The 23,869-nt window shown below is 74.1% G+C and carries 24 protein-coding genes; 9 read left to right on the forward strand and 15 right to left on the reverse strand.

Translation table 11 applies throughout. The annotated features are described in order from the left end of the window. Positions 1–12 precede the first annotated feature (12 nt). Together ACFYE3_RS06345 and ACFYE3_RS06350 are read left to right on the forward strand one after the other, a co-directional pair. The gene (locus ACFYE3_RS06345) at positions 13–777 is read left to right on the forward strand and encodes a 3-oxoacyl-ACP reductase (protein ID WP_387607142.1); all 765 of its coding nucleotides are present in this window, start codon (positions 13–15) and stop codon (positions 775–777) included. Continuing rightward, positions 777–2,099 (forward strand): LLM class flavin-dependent oxidoreductase, encoded by a 1,323-nt coding sequence (locus ACFYE3_RS06350; protein WP_387607145.1) that lies wholly within the window; start codon positions 777–779, stop codon positions 2,097–2,099. Before ACFYE3_RS06345 ends, ACFYE3_RS06350 begins: the two co-directional genes overlap by 1 nt. On the opposite strand, the gene ACFYE3_RS06355 is transcribed toward ACFYE3_RS06350, so the two are convergent. From ACFYE3_RS06355 to ACFYE3_RS06370, 5 genes are all read right to left on the reverse strand, one after another. Continuing rightward, positions 2,093–2,410, reverse strand: a complete 318-nt coding sequence (locus tag ACFYE3_RS06355) for a hypothetical protein (protein ID WP_387607147.1) — start codon at positions 2,408–2,410, stop codon at positions 2,093–2,095. The two genes, ACFYE3_RS06350 and ACFYE3_RS06355, sit on opposite strands and share 7 nt — an antisense overlap. 63 nt (positions 2,411–2,473) lie before the next feature. After that, positions 2,474–2,935: a hypothetical protein gene (locus ACFYE3_RS06360; protein WP_387607148.1), complete on the reverse strand. Its 462-nt coding sequence runs from the start codon at positions 2,933–2,935 to the stop codon at positions 2,474–2,476. A gap of 165 nt (positions 2,936–3,100) precedes the next feature. After that, positions 3,101–3,202, reverse strand: coding sequence for an MFS transporter small subunit (locus ACFYE3_RS19100; RefSeq protein WP_449274656.1), 102 nt, complete (start codon positions 3,200–3,202; stop codon positions 3,101–3,103). Position 3,203: 1 nt separating this feature from the next. Then, positions 3,204–4,604 (reverse strand): OFA family MFS transporter, encoded by a 1,401-nt coding sequence (locus tag ACFYE3_RS06365; protein WP_387607151.1) that lies wholly within the window; start codon positions 4,602–4,604, stop codon positions 3,204–3,206. Positions 4,605–4,755: 151 nt separating this feature from the next. Then, a complete protein-coding gene (locus ACFYE3_RS06370; protein WP_387607153.1) occupies positions 4,756–7,002 on the reverse strand; it encodes a glycosyltransferase family 2 protein in 2,247 nt (748 codons plus the stop codon). A 416-nt stretch (positions 7,003–7,418) separates the two neighbouring features. On the opposite strand from ACFYE3_RS06370, the gene ACFYE3_RS06375 reads away from it, so the two are divergent. Then, positions 7,419–8,069, forward strand: coding sequence for a helix-turn-helix transcriptional regulator (locus tag ACFYE3_RS06375; RefSeq protein WP_387607156.1), 651 nt, complete (start codon positions 7,419–7,421; stop codon positions 8,067–8,069). Between the two features lie 308 nt (positions 8,070–8,377). Continuing rightward, positions 8,378–9,799 carry an FAD-binding oxidoreductase gene (locus tag ACFYE3_RS06380; protein WP_387607159.1) on the forward strand — a complete coding sequence of 474 codons (1,422 nt, stop codon included), beginning with the start codon at positions 8,378–8,380 and terminating at the stop codon, positions 9,797–9,799. Positions 9,800–9,888: 89 nt separating this feature from the next. Here ACFYE3_RS06380 and ACFYE3_RS06385 read toward each other — a convergent pair whose 3' ends face one another. The 3 genes from ACFYE3_RS06385 to ACFYE3_RS06395 are packed head-to-tail and all read right to left on the reverse strand — an operon-like array spanning position 9,889 to position 13,018. After that, positions 9,889–10,200 (reverse strand): AzlD domain-containing protein, encoded by a 312-nt coding sequence (locus ACFYE3_RS06385; protein ID WP_368831864.1) that lies wholly within the window; start codon positions 10,198–10,200, stop codon positions 9,889–9,891. After that, the gene (locus tag ACFYE3_RS06390) at positions 10,197–10,961 is read right to left on the reverse strand and encodes an AzlC family ABC transporter permease (RefSeq protein WP_387607161.1); all 765 of its coding nucleotides are present in this window, start codon (positions 10,959–10,961) and stop codon (positions 10,197–10,199) included. Before ACFYE3_RS06390 ends, ACFYE3_RS06385 begins: the two co-directional genes overlap by 4 nt. After that, a complete protein-coding gene (locus ACFYE3_RS06395) occupies positions 10,958–13,018 on the reverse strand; it encodes a glycoside hydrolase family 15 protein (RefSeq protein WP_387607163.1) in 2,061 nt (686 codons plus the stop codon). Before ACFYE3_RS06395 ends, ACFYE3_RS06390 begins: the two co-directional genes overlap by 4 nt. A 98-nt stretch (positions 13,019–13,116) precedes the next feature. Between ACFYE3_RS06395 and ACFYE3_RS06400 the strand changes: the two genes are divergently transcribed. From ACFYE3_RS06400 to ACFYE3_RS06410, 3 genes are all read left to right on the forward strand, one after another. Then, positions 13,117–13,431, forward strand: coding sequence for a metal-sensitive transcriptional regulator (locus tag ACFYE3_RS06400; RefSeq protein WP_156269099.1), 315 nt, complete (start codon positions 13,117–13,119; stop codon positions 13,429–13,431). 94 nt (positions 13,432–13,525) lie between these two features. Continuing rightward, positions 13,526–13,735: a heavy-metal-associated domain-containing protein gene (locus tag ACFYE3_RS06405; RefSeq protein WP_368822383.1), complete on the forward strand. Its 210-nt coding sequence runs from the start codon at positions 13,526–13,528 to the stop codon at positions 13,733–13,735. A 67-nt stretch (positions 13,736–13,802) separates the two neighbouring features. Next, positions 13,803–16,025 carry a heavy metal translocating P-type ATPase gene (locus ACFYE3_RS06410; RefSeq protein WP_387607909.1) on the forward strand — a complete coding sequence of 741 codons (2,223 nt, stop codon included), beginning with the start codon at positions 13,803–13,805 and terminating at the stop codon, positions 16,023–16,025. 75 nt (positions 16,026–16,100) lie between these two features. On the opposite strand, the gene ACFYE3_RS06415 is transcribed toward ACFYE3_RS06410, so the two are convergent. The 4 genes from ACFYE3_RS06415 to pdxR form a co-directional block, all read right to left on the reverse strand. Then, complete coding sequence (locus tag ACFYE3_RS06415) at positions 16,101–16,298, reverse strand: hypothetical protein (protein ID WP_368831860.1); 198 nt, start codon at positions 16,296–16,298, stop codon at positions 16,101–16,103. A gap of 185 nt (positions 16,299–16,483) precedes the next feature. Beyond that, positions 16,484–16,933 carry a hypothetical protein gene (locus ACFYE3_RS06420; protein ID WP_387607166.1) on the reverse strand — a complete coding sequence of 150 codons (450 nt, stop codon included), beginning with the start codon at positions 16,931–16,933 and terminating at the stop codon, positions 16,484–16,486. A 60-nt stretch (positions 16,934–16,993) separates the two neighbouring features. Beyond that, the gene (locus ACFYE3_RS06425) at positions 16,994–17,584 is read right to left on the reverse strand and encodes a DUF308 domain-containing protein (protein ID WP_387607169.1); all 591 of its coding nucleotides are present in this window, start codon (positions 17,582–17,584) and stop codon (positions 16,994–16,996) included. Between the two features lie 54 nt (positions 17,585–17,638). Continuing rightward, a complete protein-coding gene (gene pdxR, locus ACFYE3_RS06430; RefSeq protein ID WP_387607172.1) occupies positions 17,639–19,189 on the reverse strand; it encodes a MocR-like pyridoxine biosynthesis transcription factor PdxR in 1,551 nt (516 codons plus the stop codon). A gap of 93 nt (positions 19,190–19,282) precedes the next feature. On the opposite strand from pdxR, the gene pdxS reads away from it, so the two are divergent. Together pdxS and pdxT are read left to right on the forward strand one after the other, a co-directional pair. Continuing rightward, complete coding sequence (gene pdxS, locus ACFYE3_RS06435) at positions 19,283–20,236, forward strand: pyridoxal 5'-phosphate synthase lyase subunit PdxS (RefSeq protein WP_387607174.1); 954 nt, start codon at positions 19,283–19,285, stop codon at positions 20,234–20,236. Beyond that, positions 20,233–20,835, forward strand: coding sequence for a pyridoxal 5'-phosphate synthase glutaminase subunit PdxT (pdxT, locus tag ACFYE3_RS06440; RefSeq protein ID WP_387607177.1), 603 nt, complete (start codon positions 20,233–20,235; stop codon positions 20,833–20,835). Before pdxS ends, pdxT begins: the two co-directional genes overlap by 4 nt. A 100-nt stretch (positions 20,836–20,935) precedes the next feature. On the opposite strand, the gene ACFYE3_RS06445 is transcribed toward pdxT, so the two are convergent. The 3 genes from ACFYE3_RS06445 to ACFYE3_RS06455 form a co-directional block, all read right to left on the reverse strand. Next, the gene (locus ACFYE3_RS06445) at positions 20,936–21,808 is read right to left on the reverse strand and encodes a TPM domain-containing protein (RefSeq protein ID WP_387607179.1); all 873 of its coding nucleotides are present in this window, start codon (positions 21,806–21,808) and stop codon (positions 20,936–20,938) included. Positions 21,809–21,943: 135 nt separating this feature from the next. Then, on the reverse strand, positions 21,944–22,837 hold the full coding sequence (locus ACFYE3_RS06450; RefSeq protein WP_387607180.1) for a universal stress protein: 894 nt from the start codon (positions 22,835–22,837) through the stop codon (positions 21,944–21,946). Positions 22,838–22,888: 51 nt separating this feature from the next. Then, positions 22,889–23,869, reverse strand: coding sequence for a universal stress protein (locus ACFYE3_RS06455; RefSeq protein WP_387607182.1), 981 nt, complete (start codon positions 23,867–23,869; stop codon positions 22,889–22,891).

Consider the following 23,869-nt stretch of genomic DNA (forward strand, 5'->3'; position numbering starts at 1 on the left):
CCAGGGAGACCCATGCAGATCGCAGAACAGATCGTCCTCGTCACCGGCGGAGCACGAGGGCTGGGCCGCAGCGTCGTCGAGGCCTTCGCCGCCGAGGGCGCGAAGGTCGTGGTCAACTACCGCGCGTCCCGGACGGCCGCGGAGGAGCTCGCGGAGCAGCACGGCCCGGACCGGGCCGTGGCGCTGGCTGCCGACGTCACCGACGCGGAGCAGGTCGCAGACATGCTCCGCGCGGCCCGGGAGCACTTCGGCTCCCCCGTCACCACCGTGGTCAACAACGCGCTGGCGGACTTCTCCTTCAACGGCGACTCCCGCTCCGGAGCCGAGGAGATCCGATGGGAGGAGTTCGAGACCCAGTTCGCCGGCAGCGTCCGCGGTGCCCTCAACACCGTGCAGCAGGCCCTGCCCGGCATGCAGGAGCGGGGTTTCGGCCGGGTCGTCAACGTCGGCACCAACCTGTTCCAGAACCCCGTGGTCCCGTACCACGACTACACGGCGGCGAAGGCCGCGCTGCTGTCCCTGACCCGCACCCTCGCCAAGGACCTCGGCGCGCACAACGTCACGGTCAACATGGTCTCCGGAGGTCTGCTGCGCACGACCGACGCGAGCGCCTCCACCCCGGAGGAGGTCTTCGACTACATCGCCTCCGCCACGCCCCTGGGCCGGGTCACCACACCGGCGGAGTTCGCCGACGCCCTCCTGTTCTTCGCCTCGCCGTGGGCGCGCTCGGTCACCGGGCAGAACCTGGTGGTCGACGGCGGGCTGGTCCTCGACTGATGGGGGCCGCCGTGACCGCGCCGCGACAGCTGCACCTCAACGCCTTCCTCTTCGGCGCGGGCCACCACCAGGCGGCCTGGCGGCACCCGGACTCCTGTCTGGAGCGGCTCGGGGACATCGCCCACTGGGAGGCTCTCGGGCGCACCGCCGAGCGCGGCCTCTTCGACGCCGTGTTCTTCGCCGACGGGCACAGCGCCGGCGATGTCGGGGACGGACCCCGGTGGTTCCTGGAACCCCTGACGGCCCTGGCCGCCATGGCCCGCGCCACGGAGCGGATCGGACTGGTCAGCACCGTCTCGACGACCTTCTGGACCCCGTTCCATGCCGCCCGCCTGCTGGCCTCGCTCGACCACATCAGCCGGGGGCGGGCCGGCTGGAACGTGGTCACCTCCATGTTCGACGCCGAGGCGCGCAACCACGGCCTCCCGGGAATGCCACCGCATGCCGACCGCTACGCTCGGGCGGCCGAGTTCATCGACGTGACCCATCGGCTGTGGGACTCGTGGTCCGACGACGCCCTGGTCGGCGACCGGAACGGCCCGTACGCCGACCCCGAACGCGTGACCCGGATCGACCACGCGGGCGAGTACTTCCGCGTGGACGGACCGCTGACCGTGCCGCGCCCGCCCCAGGGTCGTCCGGTCCTCTTCCAGGCGGGCGCCTCCGGGCCGGGGCGGGACCTGGCCGCTCGTTACGGTGAAGGCGTCTACGCCGTGGCCTACGACCTGGAGAGCGCCCGGGAGTACAGCACGGACCTGAAGCAACGGGTCGCCGCGGCCGGGCGGGACCCGGGGTCCGTGGCCGTCATGCCGGGGCTGGTCGCCTACGTGGGCTCCACCGAGGAGGAGGCCCGGGCCAAGCAGGCAGAGGTGGACGCCCTGCTGCCCGTGGAGCAGTCCCTGGCCCAGCTGTCCGCCTTCGTCCAGCAGGACTGCAGCGACTGGGAGCTGGACGCCCCGGTCCCGGAGCTGCCCCCGATCGAGGAATTCACCGGGCCGCAGGGCCGGTACGCCACGATCCTGCGGATCGTGGCGGTCGAGCGGCCCACGGTGCGGCAGCTGCTGGGCCGGCTGGCCGCCGGCGGCGGGCACTGCACGGTCATCGGCACCCCGGAGTCCGTCGCGGACCGGCTGGAGCTGTGGTTCCGCTCGGGCGCGGCCGACGGGTTCAACTTCATGCCGCCCCGGCTCCCGGACTCCCTCGACGACTTCGTGGACCACGTGGTCCCCGTCCTCCAGCGCCGAGGACTCTTCCGCACCCGGTACACCTCGTCCACGCTGCGCGGGCATCTGGGGCTGCCGCGGCCCGGCGGCGCTCAGTGACGTGCTGCGGAGCCCGTTGCGCCGGATGACTCCGGCGCAACGGGACGGTCGGTCAGCACGTCCTCGACCGGTCGGCGCAGGCTGTAGGGGAGTTTCGGGCCATGGCCGAAGCGCACGACCAGCTGAGCGCGCTCCTCGGTGAGACCGAGCCACGTCTCGAACCGGGGGCGCAGCCCGGGGACCTCGATCGGCTGGTTGATGAAGGCCGTGCGGAGGTCGAACGCTTCGGCCTGCAGCGCGAACCGCTGACAGGCCCGACCCGACTCCACCCCCGCGGACCGGTCGTCGCCCGGGGTGACGAAGACCGCCACGCCGGCGGAGCTCTTCAGGTGCTCGGCGTCGGCCTGCGCCTGCGACTCCGCCCGGAGGAGGATTCATGCCAGCAGCGTGCCCAGCGAGGTCGGCACGGGCGGCCGGCCGGTGGTGCGGCCGGCGAGCCCGTCCCTGCTCCGCAGCGCGGCGGCGGGGCTGAAGCGGATCCAGGACAGGAGTTCACGGCGGAAGGCCGTGCCGTTCAGCTGCACGAGGTCGCCGGAGGTCACGTGCTCGGCGACGGCTGCCAGTTGCCCGGGCTCGGTGCGCCGGAGGCACCGCACCTGACCCAGGTTGCCGGCCCGTTCGAGCGCCGCCAGGTCGCCCGCCCCGACGGGGCGGCCGTCGTAGGCTCCACGGGTGCACTGCCGCGTCTCGATGGCCGCCGCCAGCGGGGTCGCCGTCGCGGTCCCCGGCGCGCCGAGGGCCACGACCACGAGTCCCCGGCGGAGCCGGCCGAGCGGTACTTCGCCGCCCTGGCCGCGCGCTCGAAGGAACTCGTCTGGTTCGAGAACTCGGCCCATCTGCCCCATGCCGAGGAGAGGGACCGGTTCACCCGGTTCATGGTGGAGCACGTCCTGCCCGTCGCCACCCGCCACGTCGGCCGGTGACCTGCGGCTCCTCCGGCGGGACGCCGGAGGGTCGGACACGGGCGGACCGTTCCGGCCCGTCCGTGTCCGACCCGCCGGTCAGACGAACAGCGCGGTCGCCCGCATGAGGGTCATCGTCACTCCGTAGGCGAGCGGGACCCCGACGAGGACCCAGCCCAGTGCCAGTCGTGCACGGCTCATGTCATGCCTCCTTCTCGACGAGCTCGGTGTCGGACGGTGTGCTCTGGTGCTCGGGCTCGTGGTACTTGGCGTCCACCGGCTTCACCAGGAGATTGGCGACGAAACCGATGACCAGGAGCCCGACCATGGTCAGCAGCGCCGGCTGGTACGCCTGCGCCGTGAGCTCCCCGGGAGTGCCCTGGGCGTCGAGGAACGCATTGACGATGAGGGGCCCGGCGACGCCCGCCGCGGCCCAGGCCGTGAGCAGACGGCCGTGGATGGCACCCACCTGGAAGGTCCCGAAGAGGTCCCGCAGATAGGCCGGCACCGTGGCGAAGCCGCCGCCGTAGAACGAGATGATGACGAAGGCCAGCAGCACGAACAGCAGCGTGGAGGTCGAGCCGAACAGCGCCAGCACGGTGTAGAGGACCGCCCCGACGCCGAGATAGACCATGTAGATGCGCTTGCGGCCCAGCACGTCCGAGGTGGTGGACCACACGAAGCGCCCGCCCATGTTGCCGATGGACAACAGGCCCACGAATCCGCCGGCCACGGCCGCCGTCACGAGGGATGCGCCGTCCGCCTGGCGGAAGAAGTCCTGGATCATGGGAGCGGCCTGCTCGAGGATGCCGATGCCGGCCGTCACGTTGCAGAACAGCACGATCCACACCAGCCAGAACTGGCGGGTGCGGATCGCGTTGCGGGCCGAGACGTGGTTCTTGGTGACGAGGGCCTTCGACTTGACCTTCGACGGGTCGAAGCCCTCGGGCTTCCAGTCGGCGGCGGGGACCTTGATTGTGAACGCCCCGAAGAGCATGTACGCGAGGTAGACGACCGCGAGGGTCAGGAAGAGCTTGCCGACGGCGTCCCCGCTCGCCACCCAGCCCTCGGTGCCGGAGTTCGGGTCGTAGAAGTTGAGCAGGGCCGCGGAGAGGGGGCTGGCGATCAGCGCGCCGCCGCCGAAGCCCATGATCGCCATGCCCGTGGCCAGGCCGGGGCGGTCCGGGAACCACTTGATCAGCGTGGAGACCGGCGAGATGTAACCGATGCCCAGGCCGATGCCGCCGATGAACCCGTAGCCCAGGTAGACGAGCCAGAGCTGCTCCGTGAAGATTCCGAGCGCGCCCACCAGGAAGCCGCCGGACCACAGCAGCGCCGCGGTGAACATCGCCTGGCGCGGCCCGCCGGTGTCCACCCACGTGCCGAGGACGGCGGCGGACAGCCCCAGCATGACGATGGCGATGGAGAAGATGATGCCGATCTGGGTGAGGCTCGCGTCGAAGTGCGCCACCAGCGCGTTCTTGTACACGCTGGTGGCGTAGGCCTGACCGATGCACAGGTGCACCGCGAGGGCGGCCGGCGGTATGAGCCAGCGGTTGAATCCCGGTGGTGCCACCGAGTGCTGCCGATCAAGCCATCCCATGCCCCGACTCCTCATCTGCTGCGGACACTGCGCGAAAGGCGCGTTCCGGACGGACCTCATAGGTTCCGGCCCGGCACCCAAGGGTGAAGCATGTCACATCAACGAGAAAAATGGGAAGCAACCTGCCGACCGGCCCCGCGGACCGGGTCGTTCAGCCGCCGCGGAGAGACCGCCACGCACGCCGCCAGAAGGCGACGAACCCCTTGTCCGCCACGACCTGCTCGAGCCGTTCGATCTGCCGGGTCTGGGCGCGGACCACGTCCAGGAGTTCGTGCGCCAGCTCCTCGGCGGCGTCCAGCCGCCGGTGCAGGGCGCCGGCCTCCTCGGCGGCCGCGCGACGCAGGTAGAGCGGCAGGCCGATCCCGTGCTCCGCGCTCCACTGCCTCAGGTGGCGGTCGCGGACCGCCAGTTCGCCCCGCGCTGCGGAGGATCCGTCCGCCCGACCCTCCTGCGCGGGCGGGCGGACGGGGAGCAGGCCCACGGTGAACGTCTCGAGGAAGCGGAGCGTGAACTCCCAGTCCGCCGCCGCGTCGAGGGTCTCGTCGTAGTCGCCCAGCACTCCGTGCACCGCCCGCCGGTACAGGAACGGCGAGTCGACCGCGGTGCGGTCGCCGTCCAGCACGTCGGTGAGGGTGAGCACCTCCCGGTCGGACGGCACGAGGTCCCGTCCCGGCCGACCGGGCGGGACGTCCTGGCCGGCCCCGGGTCGCTCCCTGGTCGACACCACGACCCCGTCGTCGGTCACGAGCGGGTCCTCGAGGTGGGCCACGGCGCGCTGCAGGAGGGTGGGCGGCCAGGACTCGGCCCCGTGGTGCAGGACGACGAGCTCCGACTCCCCGGCCCGGAGACCGCGATTGGCGGCCGCCGCGGGGCCGAGGGCTCTGCGGTGGCGGAGGACCATGACGCGCCCCGCGAGCTGGTCCCGCCGTGACGCCAGGGCCTCGTCCACCTCGGCGGCATCCCCGCCGTCGTCCACGACGACCACCCGCCAGTCGGTGAACGTCTGCGCCAGGAGGTCGTCGACGGCGCGGTCCAGGCGCGCCGGGCCGTCGCGGTGCCGCAGCACGACGGCGACCGTGGGCCGCTCGGGCGGCACCTCCGGAACGGTGTACCGGCGGCGGAGAGCGCGCACCACCGGGGCACCGACCCCGCGCGGCGCGGCCGCCGTTGCCGGCGCGGCCTCCGGGTCCCGTCCGCGGAGCGCCCCGGCCACGTCGTCCCACCACCGGGCCGCGGCCTCCCGGACGGCCGGCTCGGCGTCCGCCAGCGCGGCGCGCACGGCCCCCCGGTGCTCCACGGCCTCCGTCGCCCACCGCTGGACGGCCGCGCGGGTGTCCCACGCCACGTCCCCCGGGCTGAGCAGCGACGCTAAGGGGACGACGCCGTCCTCCAGCCCCCACCGGCTCATCACTCCGTTCATGCTCTCCAAGGAATATTTGTCCGGGCCCACGGGCAGCACGACGGCGTGCGCCGCCAGGCCTAGGGCCGCGCCACGGGCGCACGTGGTCAGGACCCAGTCCGCCCGGAGCGCGGCGGCGTCCGCCTCCCCGGGTTCCGCGAGGACCCGGCGGACGTCGTCCCGCAGCAGCGCGGCCACGTCCGCCGCGAACTCCTCGTCGGCCGAGGCGCCGCCGCAGGCCAGGAGCGTGACCGTTCCTCCCGTTCGGTGCACCAGAGCATCCAGCAGAGCAGCGAGCACCGGCGCGACCTGCTCCGGCGGAAAGGGACCGGCCGGCCGCTCCACCGCGGCGACGACCCGCGGCGGTGGCGCCGGTTCCTCCGGCTCCCCCCGCTGCCCGGTCGACCCGTCCTGCGCCTGCTGCTCCTCGCCCGGCCGCTCCGGTTCCCGCCGCCGATCTGTCACCCCGCCCTGCTCTGGTGGGCGCGCCGGAGCAGGGGGACACGGGAGGAGGAGTGCGTCCTCCCAGCCGATGCGCAGGCCGGAGTGCTCGGGGCACAGTCGGCGGGCCACCGCCAGGGACGCCTCGTTCCGCAGCCCCACGAGGGAGGCGACCGAGAGCAGTCGGCGCACGGCGTCCTCGGGGACGGCGCCGGCGTCGAGGCCCAGCCCGACGACGACGACGGGCCGGCCGGCCTCCGCGGCGGTCCGCGCTCGGTCGAGCCAAGGACGGAGCTGGGAGTCGTCCACGAGGGCGTCCGACCCGAGGCCGGCCAGCAGGAGCGCCTCCCCCTCGGGCCGCCGTGCGGGAGCACCGCTTCCGGACTCGAGCTCCGGGACGTCGCCCCCGGGCGCCGCGAGCACCGGACCGGCCTCCGGATCGACGAGCCGGGCATCGAGGCCGCGCAGGGCGAGTTCCCCGAGGAGTCCGTGGAGCTCGCTCGCCGCCCCCGATCGGAGTCCTGGCCCGCCCGGTCCCGGGAGAACGTCGATGTGCATGACGGAACGGGCCTTTCCTCGACCGGTGCGTGCTCCCCCATTCTCCCAGCCGCAGCCTCCCCGGTTCGCCCGGGGCACGAGCGAGCCGGCCCCGCCGCCACCCGGGCCCCCCGGCACGACCGGTCCGGCGGCGTGCGGTGTGCGGAGTTGCAGGTCCGCACGGAATCGCCTTGCCCGCGCGCGGGCGGTTCCGCCACTGTGGAGGAACACACTGCACCATCTCCGCCGGCGGCGCCCGCCCGGAGGATCCCCGCCCCGATGCTCCGGCCCCACCGCCAGATATTCCGACCATGGAATATGGGTGGTCACCGCCGGCCTCTCCCGGAACGCGGACCTCTCGTTGCCGGAGCGGGCCGACGATCCCGACCGCGGAGATCCCGCCCACCTCACGGCGGGAGACCTCGAGGAGCCCCACCATGTTGAACGCCGCCGTGATCAGCCCCCAGCCCATGACGCGCATCGCGATGCAGCGCGAGGCCGTCGAGCACCCCGAGCACGGCGTGCGGGTGAGCGCGGTGGCTGGGAACGTCCCCGACTTCCTGGCCGACCCCTCGGGCGAGGAGATGGTGGTCCTGCTGAGCCTGAACACCCTGGACGGTCGCAGCCTCGTGCAGAACATCACGGACCTCACCGCGCAGGAGCACACCGTGGTGATGCTCGTGCCGCCGGACGACCTCGTCCGGGTCCGGTCCGCGTTCGCCTGCGGGGCGGCCGGAGCCGTGGGCAAGTGGGAGCCCATCAGGACCGTCTTCCGGACCATGCGCCTCTCCCGGCAGCTGGGGCACTTCGTGAGCGACGTGCTCCAGTCGTCCCTGGCCGAGCTGCCCAGCAGGGCTCCGGCGAAGCTCTCCGCCCGGGAGCGCCAGGTGCTTACGCTCTACGTGGAGGGCCTCCAGGAGCAGGAGGTGGCCGGGCTGCTGCAGATCGCGGAGTCCACGGTGGAGGAGCACCTCAAGCGCATCCGCCGCAAGTACGCCGTGGTGGACCGGCCGGCCCGCACCAAGCTCGAGCTCTACAAGCGGGCCATCGAGGACGGCATCATTCCCCCGGTGCTGCCACTCGCCTGAGCACGGGCCGGCCGTTCCGTCCCGCCACGGATCGTCCTGTCCGGCCTCCGCCCGGCCGAATGGTGTCCGGACCGTTGCGCCGGGACGGTTGTCCCGTGCCGAGGATGCTCCTACCCTGGTGGCAGCACCTTTGAGCGCCGTTCCGCGTCCCCCCGCACCGGAACTCCAGCCCCGGCGGGGTCGAGCGCCCGGACCGCTCCGAGTCCGCCCGAGTCCCGTCCGGCACCGCCGACGACGGTCTGCGCACCGTCGTCGAGCACGAGCAGCAGCCCGGGGGCGCGTGCCCCCGCCCACAGGAAGCCAGTCCCATGAATGCCGTGGACCGCGGGGAGCATGAGCACGAGACCGCCCGAGAGCTCGAGAAGTTGCGGACTCGCCTGACCGGGACGCTGGTCGAGCCCCACGACCCCCTCTACGACGAGGCGAGGCGGGTCTGGAACGGCATGGTCGACGTGCGACCCCGAGCCGTCGTGCAGGCGGGTGCCGTGTCCGACATCGACCCGGTGCTGGCCGCCGCGCAGCACACGGAGCTGCCGCTGGCCGTCCGCGGCGGCGGGCACAGCGTGGCCGGCCACGGGACCGTGGAGGGCGGACTCGTCCTGGACCTCGGCGCCCTGCGGCAGGTCGAGGTGGACCCCCGGACCCGGCGCGTGACCGTCGAGCCGGGCGCGACCCTCGCCGATGTCGACCGCGCGACGGTCCCGCACGGGCTGGCGGTGCCCCTCGGCGTGGTGAGCGCCACCGGGGTCGCAGGGCTGACCCTGGGCGGGGGCGTCGGCTGGCTGACGCGCAGCAACGGCCTGAGCCTGGACAACCTCGTGGACGCCGAGGTGATCGCCGGGACCCGGGAGCACCTGCACGCCAACGCGGAGCACAACCCGGATCTGTTCTGGGGCATCCGCGGCGGCGGGGGGAACTTCGGCGTCGTGACCTCCTTCACCTTCCGGGCCCGGGAGCTGCCCCCGTCCGTGCTGGGCGGGAACCTGTTCTACGGGCGCGAGAAGTGGCGCGCGGCCCTGCAGGCCTTCGCGCGCTGGACGGACGACCTGCCGGACGAGATGAACGGCATCATCTCGATCCTCCGGCTGCCGCCCAGCTTCGGGATGGGCGACCAGCCCTGGCTGATCATCGGCTTCGCCTGGATGTCGCCCGACCACGCCGAGGGCCTGCGACTGGTCGAGCGGCTGCGGGCCGACGCCCCACCGGACGAGGAGGAGGTCGGCCCCGTGCAGTGGCCCGAGTGGCAGTCGGCCATGGACGAGCTCTTCCCGAAGGGGGCGCGCGGCTACTGGAAGAACGCCTCGCTCTCCCGCCTGGACGACGAGGTGGTCGACGCCCTGCTCGGCGTGGCCTCCGAGATCACCTGGTTCGGCACGGGCATCGACGTCCATCACATGGAGGGGTTCTTCGGGCGGGTGCCCGCCGGCGCCACAGCCTTCCCCAACCGGTCCGCGCGGTACTGGCTCAACGTCTACGGCTTCTGGCCGGACGCCGCCGAGGACGTCCGCCTCACGGCGTTCGCCCGGAAGGCCCACGCCGCCGTGGAACCGTTCGCCGACGCGGGCCTGTACGTGAACTTCCTCGGCGCCGAGCAGGGCCCGGTCACCACCGAGGAGGCACGCCAGACCTACGGGGAGCGGACGCACCGGCGTCTCGCCGAGCTGAAGAACCGCTACGACCCGGGCAACCTGTTCCGGCTCAACCACAACATCCTGCCGAGCGCCGCCTGACGGCGCCCGCTGCCGGAAAGGGCCCGGTCGACGCCTCCTGGCAGGAGGTCGAGGCCCAGGACCCCACGGGTCGCGGCTGAGGGCTGGGGTCAGGGCGCGCCGAGCAGCCGCAGCACGGCCGCCGCGACCGCACCCAGGACCACGACCAGCAGGAACGGGGCCCGCAGCATCAGGGCCGCTCCCGCCACGAGCAGCGCGCCCAGCCGGGCGTCGAGCACCAGCGCCTGGCCGGAGCCGAACGCGTTCATGACCACGAGCGCGGCGAGCAGGCCCACGGTGACGGTGCCCGCCATGCGCCCGACGCGCGGGTCGTCCAGCACCCGGTCCGGCACGAGGTAGCCGACGAGCTTCAGGGCGTAGGCGAGCGCGCACGCCCCGAGCACCCAGACCCACATGCTCACGCCCCCGCCTCCTTCGCACCGGGGCCGGACGGCGCACCGGGGCCGGAGGCCGCGCCGGCGCCGGACGCCGCCCCGGCCGAGCCGGCCGGGCGGGAGCGGCCCAGGAACGCCGCGACCACGGCGGCCACGAGGATCGGCAGTCCCGCCGGCAGCACCGGGATCGTCAGGGCTGTGACGAGGCCGCAGACCACCGCGACCGCCACGGGTTCCCGGGCGCTCAGCCGCGGCCACAGCAGGCCCAGGAACGCGGCCACGGCGGCGCCGTCCAGGCCCCACCGGGCGGGATCGCCCAGGGCGTTGCCCAGCAGGGCGCCCAGCACGGTGAACAGGTTCCAGAGCACGAACACGCCCAGGCCCGCGGTCCAGAAGCCGCGCCGCTCCTCGACGGGGTGGACCTGGGAGGACGCGGCCGCGTTGGACTCGTCGATGGTGACGTGCGCGGCGAGGAGCCGGCGCCAGCCGCGCGGGCGGACGAGGGCGTTCATGCTCATCCCGTAGACGGCGTTGCGGATCCCCAGCAGCGTGGCGGCGCCCAGCGCCGAGGCGCCGGCGCCCCCGCCCGAGACCACGCCGATGAAGGCGAACTGGGAGCCGCCCGTGAACATGAGCGCGGACAGGGCGACGGTCTGCCAGAAGGTCAGTCCCGCCGCCACGGACAGGGCGCCGAAGGAGATGCCGTACAGCCCGGTGGCCACGGACACGGACAGCCCGATCCGGACCGCCGGCGAGGACCGCCAGTCGACCGGAGCCGCGTGGCTCATCGAGCGCCTCCGGCGGCGGCGACGGACGACCCGCCCGTGCCCGGCACGGGCTCCCCCACGGACTCGGCCACGGTTTCGTGCGGCGCGTCCGCGGCGCGGCGTCCCTGGGCGGTGTCGAGCGCGTCCAGGGCCTGGACGAGGGCGAGGTGGGTGAAGGTCTGCGGGAAGTTGCCGGTCATCCGCCGGAGCTCGGGCGACCACTCGGTGGAGAGCAGCCCGAGGTCGTTGGCGCGCGACAGCACGGAGTCCACGAGCTTCCGGGCGCTGTCCGTGCGCCCCGACCGCGCGTACTGGGCGGCGAGCCACAGGGACGCGCCGAGGTGCGGGTTGTCCTGGCCGGGGAAGCCGTCCACCCCGATGACCCCCGCGTACGCGTCGGGGTCGTCGGGCTCCACCGGACCCAGGACGTTGCGGTAGCGGTGGATGAGCCCGCTGGGGTGGCGCAGCTCCTCCTCGATCCGGCGCACGGTCCCGAGCATCCGCTCGTCGTCGTAGGCCACGAAGCCCACCTGCGGCAGCTGGAGCAGGGAGGCGTCCACGGTCTTCGCCCCGTAGTACTGGACGAAGGAGCCGACCTCGGGGTCGTAGCCGCTCGTCCAGATCTCCTCGGCGAGCGCGTCCCGCAGCTGCTCCCACAGCGGCGCGTCGCCGGGCAGGCCGTGCAGGCGCACGGCGTCCACGCCGCACTGGAGGGCCGCCCACATCAGCACGCGCGAGTGCGTGTAGTACTGCCGTTCGCCGCGCATCTCCCAGATGCCCTGGTCCGTGACCTCGTAGTTCTCCACGACGGAGCGCAGCATCGCCTGCTGCAGGGGCCAGGAGAGGTGGTCCTCCACGGCGCCGCGCCGGCGGAGCCTCTCGAACACCACCATGACGTGCCCCACGGCGTCCGACTGGTGCTGGCCCGCGGCGCCGTTGCCCTCGCGGACCGGCCGGGAGCGCTCGTAGCCGGGCAGGTCGAGCTGGTGCTCGCGCCCGCGGCGCTCCCCGGCGACCCCGTAGATGTTCTGCAGGTCGTGCGGGTCGCCCGCCACGGCGCGCAGCAGCCAGTTGCGCAGCTGCGCGGCCTCCCGGTCGTGGCCGTGGTCGAGCATGACCTCGAGGGCCATCGCGGCGTCCCGCAGCCAGGCGAAGCGGTGGTCCCAGTTGCGCTCCCCGCCGACGACGTCCGGCAGGGACGTGGTGGGGGCGGCCACGAGCCCGCCCGTCTCCTGGTGCATCAGCGCCCGCACCACGAGCAGCGAGCGCCGGACCACGTCCGAGCGCGGGGCCACGGCGTGACCGCGGACGGGGACGATGTGCACGGGCTCGTCCTCCCCGGCGGCCGGCGGGGAGTACAGCCCGGACCAGTCCTGCCACAGCTCCACGGTGCGGGTGAGCTGCTCGTTGACGTCGACGGGCGCCGGGGGCGTGCGGTGGGACGGGAAGTGGGTGAGGACGAAGTCCCGTGCCTGGCCGGCGGAGACGGTGAAGGTCCCGCGGTGGCGGCGCTCGTCGTCGTCGTCCGTGGACTCGGGGAGGGGCTCCCCGCGCAGCACGAGGGCGTCCGGGCCGGCCATGGCCACGAGCATGGGCGGTGCGGGGTCGCCGCCGCCGGGGTCCTCCTCCCCCTCGAAGCGGCTGATCCAGGGGACCACGGCGCCGTAGCCGAAGCGCACCCGCAGCTCGTGGTACATCTCGACCTCGCCCGTGAGGCCCTCGACGCGGCGGACCACGTCCGTGCGGGAGGTCAGCGGGAGGAAGTCGGTCACGCGCACGGACCCGGAGTCCGTGACCCACACGGTCTGCAGCACGAACGTGTTCTCCACGTAGAACCGCTCGGCGACCTGGGCGCCGCTCTCCTCCTCGTCGAGGACCTCGCCGTCGGGCCCCTCCGCGACCGTGCACGCGGGAGCGAGCAGCCACCGCCCGTGGTCGGGCTCCCCGAGCAGGGCGCCGAAGACCGAGGGGGAGTCGAACCGGGGCGCGCACAGCCAGTCGATGGACCCGGTGCGGGAGACGAGCGGACCCGTGCGCATGTTCGAGAGCAGGGCGTAGTCCTCGATCAGTGAAGCCATGCCTCAAGATTGGCACATTGCCGGGCCGCACCGGGCCGGGCGCTTGAACGATACCCCCAAGGGGTATACAGTGACGGCAGGACGACCGAGGAGGACCCATGACCCAGACCCTGCCGCCGCACGGCTACACCCAGGACAAGGACGCGTACCTCAAGCGCCTGCGGCGCATCGAGGGCCAGGTCCGCGGCATCCACCGGATGGTCGAGGAGGACAAGTACTGCATCGACATCCTCACCCAGATCTCCGCGATCCAGTCGGCGCTCAAGGCCGTGAGCCTCGGCCTGCTGGACGAGCACCTGAACCACTGCGTCGTGGGCGCCGTCGAGGCCGCCCAGGAGTCCGGGGACGTCGCCAGCGTCGACGACAAGCTCCAGGAGGCGTCCGCGGCCATCGCGCGCCTGCTCAAGAGCTGACCCCGCCCCACCGGACGGACGCACCGCCCCCACCGAACCACCCCACCGAACCATCCCCGCCGAACGAACCCACCGAACCCCCGAGGAGACCATCGTGCAGACCACCGTCAACGTTTCCGGCATGACCTGCGGCCACTGCGTCATGTCCGTCACCGAGGAGCTCACCGAGCTCGAGGGCGTCGAGTCCGTCGACGTCGACCTCGTGGCCGGCGGGGTCTCCCCCGTGGTCGTGACCTCCACCCGCGAGCTGTCCGAGGACGAGATCGAGAAGGCCGTCGAGGAAGCGGGGTACAGCGTTGCCTGAGACCCGCACGGCCGTCCCCACCGAGGTCGCCGGGCCGCTGCGCACCCTCGAGCTCGAGATCACGGGCATGACGTGCTCCTCGTGCGTCAGCCGGGTCGAGAAGAAGCTGGGCAGGCTCGAGGGCGTCGACGCCTCCGTCAACCTCGCCCTCGAGACCGCCACCGTCCACGTGCCCGAGGGCGTGAGCGACGAGCAGATCGTCGAGACGGTCGAGAAGGCCGGGTACGGGGCCGTCGTCACGAACGCGCCCGGGGACGACGACGCCGGTGCCGCGGACCGCTCCGACGCCATGACGAGGGTCGCCGGGCGCGAGGCGTCCTCGCTGCGCTCGCCCGAGTCCCTGCGCCGGCGCCTCCTCGTGGCGGCCGCGCTCTCCGTCCCGGTGTTCGTGATCTCGATGCTGCCCGGCTTCCAGTTCCCGCACTGGGGCTGGGTGGTCGCGGTCCTGAGCCTGCCGGTCGTGACGTGGGCGGCGTGGCCCTTCCACCGCTCGGCGGCGATCAACGCCCGGCACCTGACCTCCACCATGGACACCCTCGTGTCCCTGGGCGTGTCCGCCGCGTACCTGTTCTCGCTGTGGAACCTGCTGCGCGAGCCCGGCATGACGGCCGGCGCGATGCTCGGCCACACGATGGACATGAGCGGGCACCAGCTCTACTTCGAGACGGGCGCCCTCGTCACCGCGTTCCTGCTGCTGGGCCGCTACCTGGAGGCCCGGGCGAAGACCCGCTCCGGCGAGGCGCTGCGCGCGCTGCTGGAGCTGGGCGCGAAGGACGCGGTGGTCCTGCGGGACGGCGTCGAGACGAGCCTGCCCGCGGAGCAGCTGCGGCCGGGGGACCTGGTCGTCGTGCGCCCCGGCGAGAAGATCGCCACCGACGGCGTGGTCGTGGACGGCCGCTCAGCCGTGGACACCTCCCTGCTCACCGGTGAGTCCCTCCCGGTGGAGGTGGAGGTCGGGGACACCGTCACCGGGGCCACGATCAACACCAACGGCCGCCTGCTGGTCGAGGCCACCCGCGTGGGCGCCGACACCACCCTGGCCCAGATGGGCCGGATGGTGTCCCGGGCGCAGGCGAGCAAGGCCCCCGTGGCCCGGCTGGCCGACCGGATCTCCGGGGTCTTCGTCCCGGTCGTCCTGGTGATCGCCCTGGCCACGCTGGTCGGCTGGCTCCTGCTGACCGGGGACGTGCACGCGTCCTTCGTGGCCGCGGTCTCCGTGCTCGTGATCGCCTGCCCCTGCGCCCTCGGCCTGGCCACCCCCACGGCCCTGCTCACCGGCACGGGGCGCGGCGCGCAGCTGGGCATCCTGATCAAGGGCGCCGAGGTGCTCGAGGACACCCGCACCGTGGACACCGTGGTGCTGGACAAGACGGGCACCGTCACGAGCGGTCAGCTCTCCGTGGCGGCCGTGACGCCCGTGTCCGGGTACTCCCGGGACCAGGTGCTGGATCTCGCGGCCACCGTGGAGCAGCACTCGGAGCACCCCATCGCGCGGGCCGTGGCCGCGGCCACCCCGCACCGGTTCCCGGTCTCCGGGTTCGTCTCGGCCCCCGGCGGCGGCGTCCGCGCGCACGTGGCGGACGGGATGCACTCCCGCTCGGTGGTGGTCGGGCGCACCACCTGGCTGTCCGAGAACGGCGTGCGCCTGGACGGCGCCCAGCTCGACGCGCTGCGCCGCGCCCAGGAGGGCGGGTTCACCACGATCCTCGTGGCCGTCGACGGGGCCCTCGTCGGCTTCGTCGACCTGCGCGACACCGTCAAGGACGACGCCCGCGAGGCGGTCCGGCGGCTCAGGGGGCTGGGCCTGCGGCCCATGCTGCTGACCGGCGACAACGAGCCCGTGGCACGGGCCGTCGCCGCGGAGGCCGGCATCGCCGCCGAGGACGTCGTCGCGGACGTCAGCCCGGAGGGCAAGGTCGCGGTGGTCCGTGACCTCCAGGACGACGGCCGCGTGGTCGCCATGGTGGGCGACGGCGTCAACGACGCCGCGGCCCTGGCGCAGGCCGACCTCGGGATCGCGATGGGCGCCGGCACGGACGCGGCGATCGAGGCCGCGGACATCACGGTGGTGCGCAGCGACGTCGGCTCGGTGCCCACGGCCATCGCCCTGTCCCGCCGGACCCTGTCGATCATCAAGTCGAACCTGTTCTGGGCCTTCGCCTACAACACGGTGGCCATCCCCGTGGCCGCCGCGGGGCTGCTCAACCCCGTGATCGCGGGCGCCGCCATGGCCTTCAGCTCCGTGTTCGTGGTGCTGAACTCCCTGCGGCTGCGGCGCTTCGGCCGCTGAGCCCGCCGGGCACGACGGCGCCCCGGGGAGGACCACGGTCCTCCCCGGGGCGTCGTGCGTCCCGCGCGGTGCTGCTCAGGCGCCGGCCTGGCCGGGGTCGACCGGGCTGTCCTCGTTCTCCTCGAGCTCGGGCAGCTCGGACTTGTAGTCCTCCTGCGCCACGTCCGTGGCATCGCGGTCGGCGTCGACCTCCCGCTTGTCGGCCATCCTCTGCTGGACCTTCCGCTCGAACTCGTCGTCGCCCTCGGTGGGCGGTTCCGGCTGCTGGCTCATGCTGGTTCCCGTCGTCCGGTCTCGAGCAGGGCGCGGGGTCCGGCCCTGCTGCTCAGGTGCCGTCCCAATCTACCGAGGGGACGGACGGCCGCGACAGGGCTGTCCACGGAACATGATCCCCCGGCGCGGGGGTCCGGAACGAGCGGGGACCTGCGGCGAGCGGGCGCCGCGGGCGAGCGGGAGCTTCAGGCGCGCGGAGCGGGGCCGTCGTCGTCCGTGCCGTCCACCGGGCCGGTGCCGTCGGCGGAGCGGCGGCCGAGGAGGTCCTCGCCCTCGGTGTCGGGCCGGACGCGCTGGCCGAACTCGGCCTCGCCGGGGGGCCGTGCAGCCGCCTGCCGCCGGGCCCGGGCCTCGGCGTAGAGCTTGGCCGAGGAGCGGTTGACGCCCGTGCCCGTGCCGAGGTGGGGGTCGTTGGGCTTCTCGACGATCATCAGCGTGGCGCTGACCACGAGGGTCACGATGAACACGACACCGGCGGCGATGAAGGCGAGGTCCAGGCGCAGGGCGTTGTCCGTGCCGCCGCTGGCGAAGATCCCCACGGCGACGAACGCGACCGCCGCGAGCACGGCCGACAGGATCAGGGGGCCCTTGACGTCGGCCCGGGAGCCGCCTCTCGAGCCCTTGCGCTGTGCCACTGGTCCTCCTCGTGAACTGATGTCCCCGGCGGGCCGGGGCCTGCCGTGCGATGGCCCAGTCTACGCGGTCCCGGCGGGGGCCCGTCCCCGGCGGTCCTCGTGCCGGAGGGTGAGGGCGGCCAGCAGGTGGGTGACGCCGATGACCACCGCGGCGGCCCCCACCACCCCGAAGAGCGCCTTGGCGCCGAGGTCCACCACGAGCACGAGGCCCGTGGCGGCGAGGACCGTGACGAGTCCGGCGATGGTCCAGTCGCGGCCCAGCGGGAAGCTCGTGCGGAACTTCAGCCCGAGGGCCAGCTCGGTGAGCCCGGCCAGGCCCATGATGGACGCCGCGTAGACCACCAGCCACGCGGGGGTGTCGGCGCCCAGGATCGTGAAGACCCCGCCCAGGAGGTACAGCACGCCGTAGGACTGCGGGATCTGCCGGGTGGGGCCCATGTCCACGTGGTCGTTGCCGTTGAGGCGCAGCTGCAGGAGCACGCTCGCCGCGCCCGTGAGCACGAGGTACAGCCCCACGCCCCAGGCCACCACGGGCAGCGTCGGCTCCTGCCAGAACACGGTCACGCCGCCGAAGACCAGGGCCACGAGCGCGCGCAGCAGCGTGGGCGCGAACAGGTCGCGGTGGATGCCGGTGCTCGGATCGGGGTTCACGGTGCGCCTTTCGGGGGACGTGCCGGCCGGGAGGCCTGCGGGGCACCGGTCAGTCTAGCGAGCGGAGCCGTGCCCGGTCGCCGAGAGCACCCGGGCCAGGACCGCCAGGGCGTCCGGCAGGGCGTCGCCCTCCGGGGCGGCACCGGTGGCGCCGAAGCCGACGACGACGCCGCGGCGGCCGCCCCGCGCGCCGTGCGCCCAGTACGAGCCCAGCGCCGCCACCCGCACGCCCGCGGCGGCGGCACGGTCCACGACGTCCTGCTCCTCCAGCGGCACCTCCCCGGTGAACTCGAGGACGGCGTGCAGCCCTCCGTCCATGGGCACGGCCCGCACCCCGCTGACCCCGGCGAGGGCCGCGGTGAGCAGGTCCCGCCGGCGCCGGTACTCCCGCCGCATCCGGGCGGTGTGCCGGCGCAGTCCGCCGTCGGCCAGGAAACGGGCCATGGCGTCCTGGGCGACCGCGGAGGCGGGGTTGCCCAGGTCCGTGCGCAGCAGCAGCAGGTCCTCCCGGAGGGCGGGCGGGGCCAGCAGGTAGCCGACCCCCAGTCCGGGCGCGAGGACCTTGGTGAAGGAGCCCAGCGTGGCCACGTGGCCGCCGCTGCCGAGCAGCCGTCCCGGGGCGGGAGGCTCCGGGACGGCGCCCCCGGCGTGGTCGAGGGAGGACAGCGCGGGGAGCGGCTCGCCCACGTAGCGCAGCTCGGAGTCGTAGTCGTCCTCCACGATCAGCGCGTCGTGGGCGCGCGCCCAGCCGAGCAGCTCGAGCCGGCGGGCGGCGGGCATCGACGCCCCGAGGGGGTACTGGTGGCTGGGGGTCACGATCACGGCGTCCGGGGGCCGCTCGACCTCCCACTCCCCCGGACCGGCCCACGCGCCGGACGGCAGCCGGGCGGGGTCCAGCCCCTGCTCGTCGATCGGCACCGGCAGCACCTCGTGGCCGAGCCGCTCCGGCACCCGGCGCAGCGAGGGGTAGCCGGGGTCCTCGACGGCGACGCGCAGCCCGCGGCCCGCGTGGCCGCCGAGCACCGCGAGCAGGAGCTGGAGCCCGTCCCGTGCGCCCGCCGTGACGAAGAGGTCCTCCGGGTCCCGGACCACGCCGCGCATCAGCCGCAGGTGCTCGGCGATCTGACCGCGCAGCGGCTCCGAGCCCTGGGGCGGGGGCGCCCCCGTCCCGGCGGCGGCCGCGGCGTCCCGCCACGCGGCGCGCCACTGCGGGGTGGCCAGCCGGTCGGTGTCGGGCCGCCCGGGCGTGAGGTCGATCATGGGCCGCTCCCGGGTCCGGCGCGGCGGCACCGCGGGCGGGCGGGGGCCGGGCCGGGCCGCCGGGGGCTCCGCGCGGGAGCGGGCGAGGTCGGGGTGGACCACCGTGGCCCCGTTGGTCGCGTGCAGGTAGCCCTCGCCGTGGAGCTGGTCGTAGGCGGTGACCACGGAGCCGCGCGAGATCCCCAGCCGGGCGGCGAGCCCGCGCGTCGAGGGCAGCGCGTCCCCGGGGCGCAGGGCCCCGGAGACCACCAGCTCCCGCAGCTGCTGGACGAGCTGGGCGGGCAGCGGCGCGGGATCGGACCGGTCCACGCGCACGGGCAGCTCGACGTCGTGGGGATGCCGCACGGGAGCCTCCTCCTCCGGCAGTTCCTGTGGTCCAACAGATTCTATCGATGGTGGACCTGTCGGTGGACCACTTTCGGCCGGAGGATGGAGCCCATGACCGATCTGCAGACCACCCCTGCCCCGAACTCCGCCCGCACCACCGCCTCGGACGCGACCCCGCTCACCGGCTCCCCGCTGGTCAAGCGCGGTCTCGCCGACATGCTCAAGGGCGGTGTCATCATGGACGTCGTCACCGCCGAGCAGGCCCGCATCGCCGAGGACGCCGGCGCCGTGGCCGTCATGGCCCTCGAGCGCGTGCCCGCCGACATCCGCGCGCAGGGCGGCGTGGCCCGCATGTCCGACCCCGACCTGATCGAGGGCATCCAGGCCACCGTCTCGATCCCCGTCATGGCCAAGGTCCGCATCGGCCACTTCGTGGAGGCCCAGGTCCTGGAGCACCTGAAGGTCGACTACATCGACGAGTCCGAGGTGCTCTCCCCCGCCGACTACGTCAACCACATCGACAAGCAGCGCTTCACCGTCCCGTTCGTGTGCGGGGCCACCAACCTGGGCGAGGCCCTGCGCCGGCTCGCCGAGGGCGCCGCGATGATCCGCTCGAAGGGCGAGGCCGGCACGGGCGACGTCTCCGAGGCCACCAAGCACATCCGCACCATCCGCGGTCAGATCGCCGAGCTGCAGGCCCTCCACAAGATCTCCCCAGACGCCCTCTACGTGAAGGCGAAGGAGCTCGCGGCCCCGTACGACATCGTCCTCGAGGTCGCCCGCACCGGGAAGCTGCCGGTCGTGCTGTTCACCGCCGGCGGCGTGGCCACCCCCGCGGACGCCGCCATGATGATGCAGCTCGGCGCCGACGGCGTGTTCGTGGGCTCCGGCATCTTCAAGTCCGGCAATCCCGCGGCCCGGGCGCAGGCCATCGTGAAGGCCACCGCCTACTTCGACGACCCGGAGAAGATCGCCGATGCCTCCCGCGGGCTCGGCGAGGCGATGGTCGGCATCAACGTGGGCGACCTCCCCGCCCCGCACCGGCTCGCGGAGCGCGGCTGGTGACCTCCGGGCCCCGCGTCGGCGTCCTCGCCCTGCAGGGCGGGGTCGCCGAGCACGCCGCGATGCTGCGGGAGCTCGGCGCCGAGCCCGTGCTCGTGAAGACCGCCGAGCAGCTCGCCGGGCTGGACGCGATCGTCCTGCCCGGCGGGGAGTCCTCCACCGTGGACCGGCTGCTGCGCCTGTTCGGGCTGCGGGAACCCCTGCGGGAGGCCGTCCTCGGCGGCCTGCCCACACTCGGCACGTGCGCCGGGCTCATCCTGCTCGCGTCCGGCATCGAGGACCCCGCTCCCGGTCAGCAGTCCCTCGAGGTCCTGGACGTCACGGTGGCCCGCAACGCGTTCGGTCCCCAGACGGCCTCCGAGGAGGTCGTGCTCGCCTGGGGCGGCGGTGGGGACGTGGTGCGCGCCGCCTTCATCCGGGCCCCCGCGGTGACCCGCGTCGGCGAGGGCGTCGAGGTCCTCGCCCGGCACCGGGGCGCGGTGGTCGCGGTGGCGAGCGGGGCCGTCGTCGGCATCTCGTTCCACCCCGAGCTGACCGGGGAGACCACGGTGCACCGGCACCTGCTCTCCCTCGTGGCCGCCCGGCGCGGTCTCCCCGCCTGAACGGTTCCGCACCGCCCCATCAGCTTCGCACCGCCCCATCTGCTCCGCACTGCCCCAGCGGTCCCGCGCGCCCGGCGGTCTCCCGCTCCGTGCGGGACGGTCAGTAGCTGCCGGACGCCCCGCCGCCGGTGAAGCCGCCACCGCCGCCGAACGAGGAGCCGCCCTGCCCGTCCCCGCTCGGGCCGCCGCTCGAGCCGCCGGAGTACAGCGCCGGGTTCGCGAGGTAGAGCGGCAGCCACACGGCGGGGTTGGTGAGCGCGTCCGGCTTGCGGTGGTGGTAGCGGTACGTCCGGTACGCCGCGCGCTGCTCCTCGGTGAGCCGCAGCTCCGGGTCGCGCTGCCGGGCCGCCCGCAGCTCCTCGTCGGCGATCCGGCGCCGGCGGCGCAGGTCCGCGGCGATCCACCACGCCACCAGCACGCCGACCAGGCCGAAGCCGCCCGCGACCCAGCCGAGCAGGGCCCAGTCGAAGGGCTCCCGCGGCGGCTCCCTGCCCTGCGCGTAGACGTGGATCTGCTCGACGGCCTCGCCCAGGCCCTGGGCGTAGCGCCCGTCCGCGAAGGCCGGCGCCAGCACGTCCTCCACCACGCGTTCCGCCTCGTCGTCGGAGAACCGCTCGCGCACCCCGTCCGCCGACTCGATCCGCAGCTCCCGGTCCTCCGTGGCGGCGACCACGAGCACGCCGTTGTCCGCCCCGGCGTCGCCCACCTCCCACGCGGTGGCGACCTCGCGGGCGTAGTCCTCGATCGATCCGTCCGTCTCCGCCACCGTGAGCACGGCGAGGCGTGCGGCGTCCGTGCCGGCGCTGCGGTCCTCGATCAGGGCGTCGAGCCGGCGCTCCTGCTCCTCCGTCAGGACGTCGGCGGAGTCCAGGACGTTGGACCCGGCCGGCGGGTCGGGGATCTGCACCGGACCCGAGCACCCGGTGAGCGCGGTGACGGCCAGGGCGGTCACGGCCAGCGCTCTGCGGTCCACGGTGTGCTCCCGTCCGTCCGCGGCCGGTCCGCGGGCTCGTCCCCAGGATGGCCTGCCGACGCCGGTCGGCGGATCCGCCCGCAGGAGGAGCCCCCGGCCGCCCGTGGCCGGGGGCTCCTCCTGCGGGCGGACGGGTCAGTCCTTCTTCCGGGTCGGGACCACCATCACGGGGCCCTCGCCCTCGTTGAGCACGGCCTGGGACACGGAACCCATGAGCAGCCCCCGGAACCCGCCGTAGCCACGGCTGCCGACCACTACGAGCTCCGCCGACCGGCCGGCCTCCACGAGCTGGTCCGCGGGCCGACCGGAGAAGACGTAGGTCTCGACGTCCAGGTCCGGGTGGTCCTCCCGGACCGACGCCGCCACCTGGTCCACGAGGGACCGGGCGGGCTCGGTGAGCTGCTCGCGCACGGCCCGGTCGAGGTCGGCGGAGCCCGTCGGCATGCTCAGCGCCTCCGGGACCACGGTGATCAGCGCCAGGCCCGCACCGTGCCGGACGGCGTACCGGCCGGCCGCCAGGACGGCCGGGTTGTCCCGGCCGAGCCGGTCCACACCGACCGCCACGCGCCCCGCGAAGGGGCCGGCCGTGGCACGGGTGGCGCGCGCCTGTGGGTCCCAGCGGTCCGGGAGGACGATCACGGGACACTTCGCGTGCGCCGCCGCCGCGGCCGTGACCGACCCGAGGCGTCCGCGCACCCCGCGCCGGCCGCGGCGGCCGAGCACCAGGGACCCGGCCCTCTCCGACTCGTGCACCAGCACCCCGGCCGCGTCACCGCGCTCGACCAGCGCGACCGCCGGAACGCCGGCGTCCCGGGCCCGGCCGACGGCGGCCGCGGCGACCTTGTCCGCCTCCTCCTCGATCGCCTCCAGGAACGGCCCGTAGAGACTGGGGTCCACGGCGACGGGACGTCCCATGGAGACCACCACCTTGAGCTCGCCGGCGAGGGCGCCGGCCTCCTGGATCGCCCAGTCGAGGGCTCGTTCGCTGTTCTCGGAGCCGTCGTAGCCGACGACGATCTGCTCGGTCATGTGCCGCTGCCTCCTGGTCGCGCCGTGGGGGTGGGTGCCGGGAAGGAGCGCTCAGGAGCGGTGCGCGGGCACCACCATGACCGCGCCGGTGGCGTTCTCCAGCACCGCCTGGGACACCGAGCCGAGCAGCAGCCCCCGGAAGCCGCCGATGCCGCGGGAGCCCACCACGACCAGGTCCGCGGTGTGCGTGGCGTTCATCAGGATGCGGGCCGGGCGGCCCACGAAGATGTGGTGCTCGACCGTCAGCTCGGGGTGCTGGGCGGCGATCTCGTCGGAGATCTGGGTGAGCTTCTGGTCCGCCTCGTGGAAGTACCGGGCCTGGTTGAACTCGTCCTGGAACCAGGAGGGCGTGCCGGACAGGGCGCCGTTCACGGAGACCAGCGCCAGGGCCTTGCCGTGCTCCTGCGCGTACGCCACGGCCTGGCCCAGCGCCGGGCTGCGCGAGCCGAGGGCGTCCAGGCCCACGACCACCCGGCCGGTGAAGTCGATCTGGTCCGCCTTGACCGGCCCGTCGGCCTCGAGCGCGAAGTCGCCCGCGCTGCCGCCGCGCCGTTCGGAGTGCCGGATCTCCGCGGCCTCGGGGACGATGATGACCGGGCACTTGGCGTGCGCCGCGACCGCCGCGGACACCGAGCCCAGCCGGCCGCGCAGCGCGCCGCCGCGACCGCGCTTTCCCATGACCACGAGCGCGGCGTCGCCCGACTGCTCCACGACGGCCTTGGCGGCGTCCCCGCCCGCTTCCACGACCTCGACGGGCAGTCCCGCCTGCTCCACGGCCTGCCGGGCCTCGGCCAGGTGGTCGGCGTTCTCCTTCATCACGGCCTCGGTGAACCGCATCTCGAGGCCGGGGTCCCCCACCCCGATGACCGGGTAGGCACCCAGCAGTCGCACGGTCAGGTCCTGGGCCCGGGCCTCGTCGACGGCGCGCTCGAGCGCGTGCCGGGCCTGGTCGGAGCCGTCGATGCCGACGAGCACGACATTGTGCCCGGAGTCGGCGGTGAACTGGTTCTCTGCGCGGGAATCACTGTTCAT

This window comes from Kocuria arenosa (genome assembly GCF_042879215.1).
In the GTDB taxonomy this organism is placed as follows: Bacteria; Actinomycetota; Actinomycetes; order Actinomycetales; family Micrococcaceae; genus Kocuria; species Kocuria arenosa.

Excerpts from the sequence above, each read along its gene's own strand:
- ACFYE3_RS06345 (WP_387607142.1), top strand. The coding sequence starts at position 13 with ATGCAGATCGCAGAACAGATCGTCCTCGTCACCGGCGGAGCACGAGGG.
- ACFYE3_RS06350 (WP_387607145.1), top strand. The coding sequence starts at position 777 with ATGGGGGCCGCCGTGACCGCGCCGCGACAGCTGCACCTCAACGCCTTC.
- ACFYE3_RS06360 (WP_387607148.1), bottom strand. The coding sequence starts at position 2,935 with ATGGGCCGAGTTCTCGAACCAGACGAGTTCCTTCGAGCGCGCGGCCAG.
- ACFYE3_RS19100 (WP_449274656.1), bottom strand. The coding sequence starts at position 3,202 with ATGAGCCGTGCACGACTGGCACTGGGCTGGGTCCTCGTCGGGGTCCCG.
- ACFYE3_RS06365 (WP_387607151.1), bottom strand. The coding sequence starts at position 4,604 with ATGGGATGGCTTGATCGGCAGCACTCGGTGGCACCACCGGGATTCAAC.
- ACFYE3_RS06370 (WP_387607153.1), bottom strand. The coding sequence starts at position 7,002 with ATGCACATCGACGTTCTCCCGGGACCGGGCGGGCCAGGACTCCGATCG.
- ACFYE3_RS06375 (WP_387607156.1), top strand. The coding sequence starts at position 7,419 with ATGTTGAACGCCGCCGTGATCAGCCCCCAGCCCATGACGCGCATCGCG.
- ACFYE3_RS06380 (WP_387607159.1), top strand. The coding sequence starts at position 8,378 with ATGAATGCCGTGGACCGCGGGGAGCATGAGCACGAGACCGCCCGAGAG.
- ACFYE3_RS06390 (WP_387607161.1), bottom strand. The coding sequence starts at position 10,961 with ATGAGCCACGCGGCTCCGGTCGACTGGCGGTCCTCGCCGGCGGTCCGG.
- ACFYE3_RS06395 (WP_387607163.1), bottom strand. The coding sequence starts at position 13,018 with ATGGCTTCACTGATCGAGGACTACGCCCTGCTCTCGAACATGCGCACG.
- ACFYE3_RS06400 (WP_156269099.1), top strand. The coding sequence starts at position 13,117 with ATGACCCAGACCCTGCCGCCGCACGGCTACACCCAGGACAAGGACGCG.
- ACFYE3_RS06410 (WP_387607909.1), top strand. The coding sequence starts at position 13,803 with ATGACGTGCTCCTCGTGCGTCAGCCGGGTCGAGAAGAAGCTGGGCAGG.
- ACFYE3_RS06415 (WP_368831860.1), bottom strand. The coding sequence starts at position 16,298 with ATGAGCCAGCAGCCGGAACCGCCCACCGAGGGCGACGACGAGTTCGAG.
- pdxS (WP_387607174.1), top strand. The coding sequence starts at position 19,283 with ATGACCGATCTGCAGACCACCCCTGCCCCGAACTCCGCCCGCACCACC.
- ACFYE3_RS06450 (WP_387607180.1), bottom strand. The coding sequence starts at position 22,837 with ATGACCGAGCAGATCGTCGTCGGCTACGACGGCTCCGAGAACAGCGAA.
- ACFYE3_RS06455 (WP_387607182.1), bottom strand. The coding sequence starts at position 23,869 with ATGAACAGTGATTCCCGCGCAGAGAACCAGTTCACCGCCGACTCCGGG.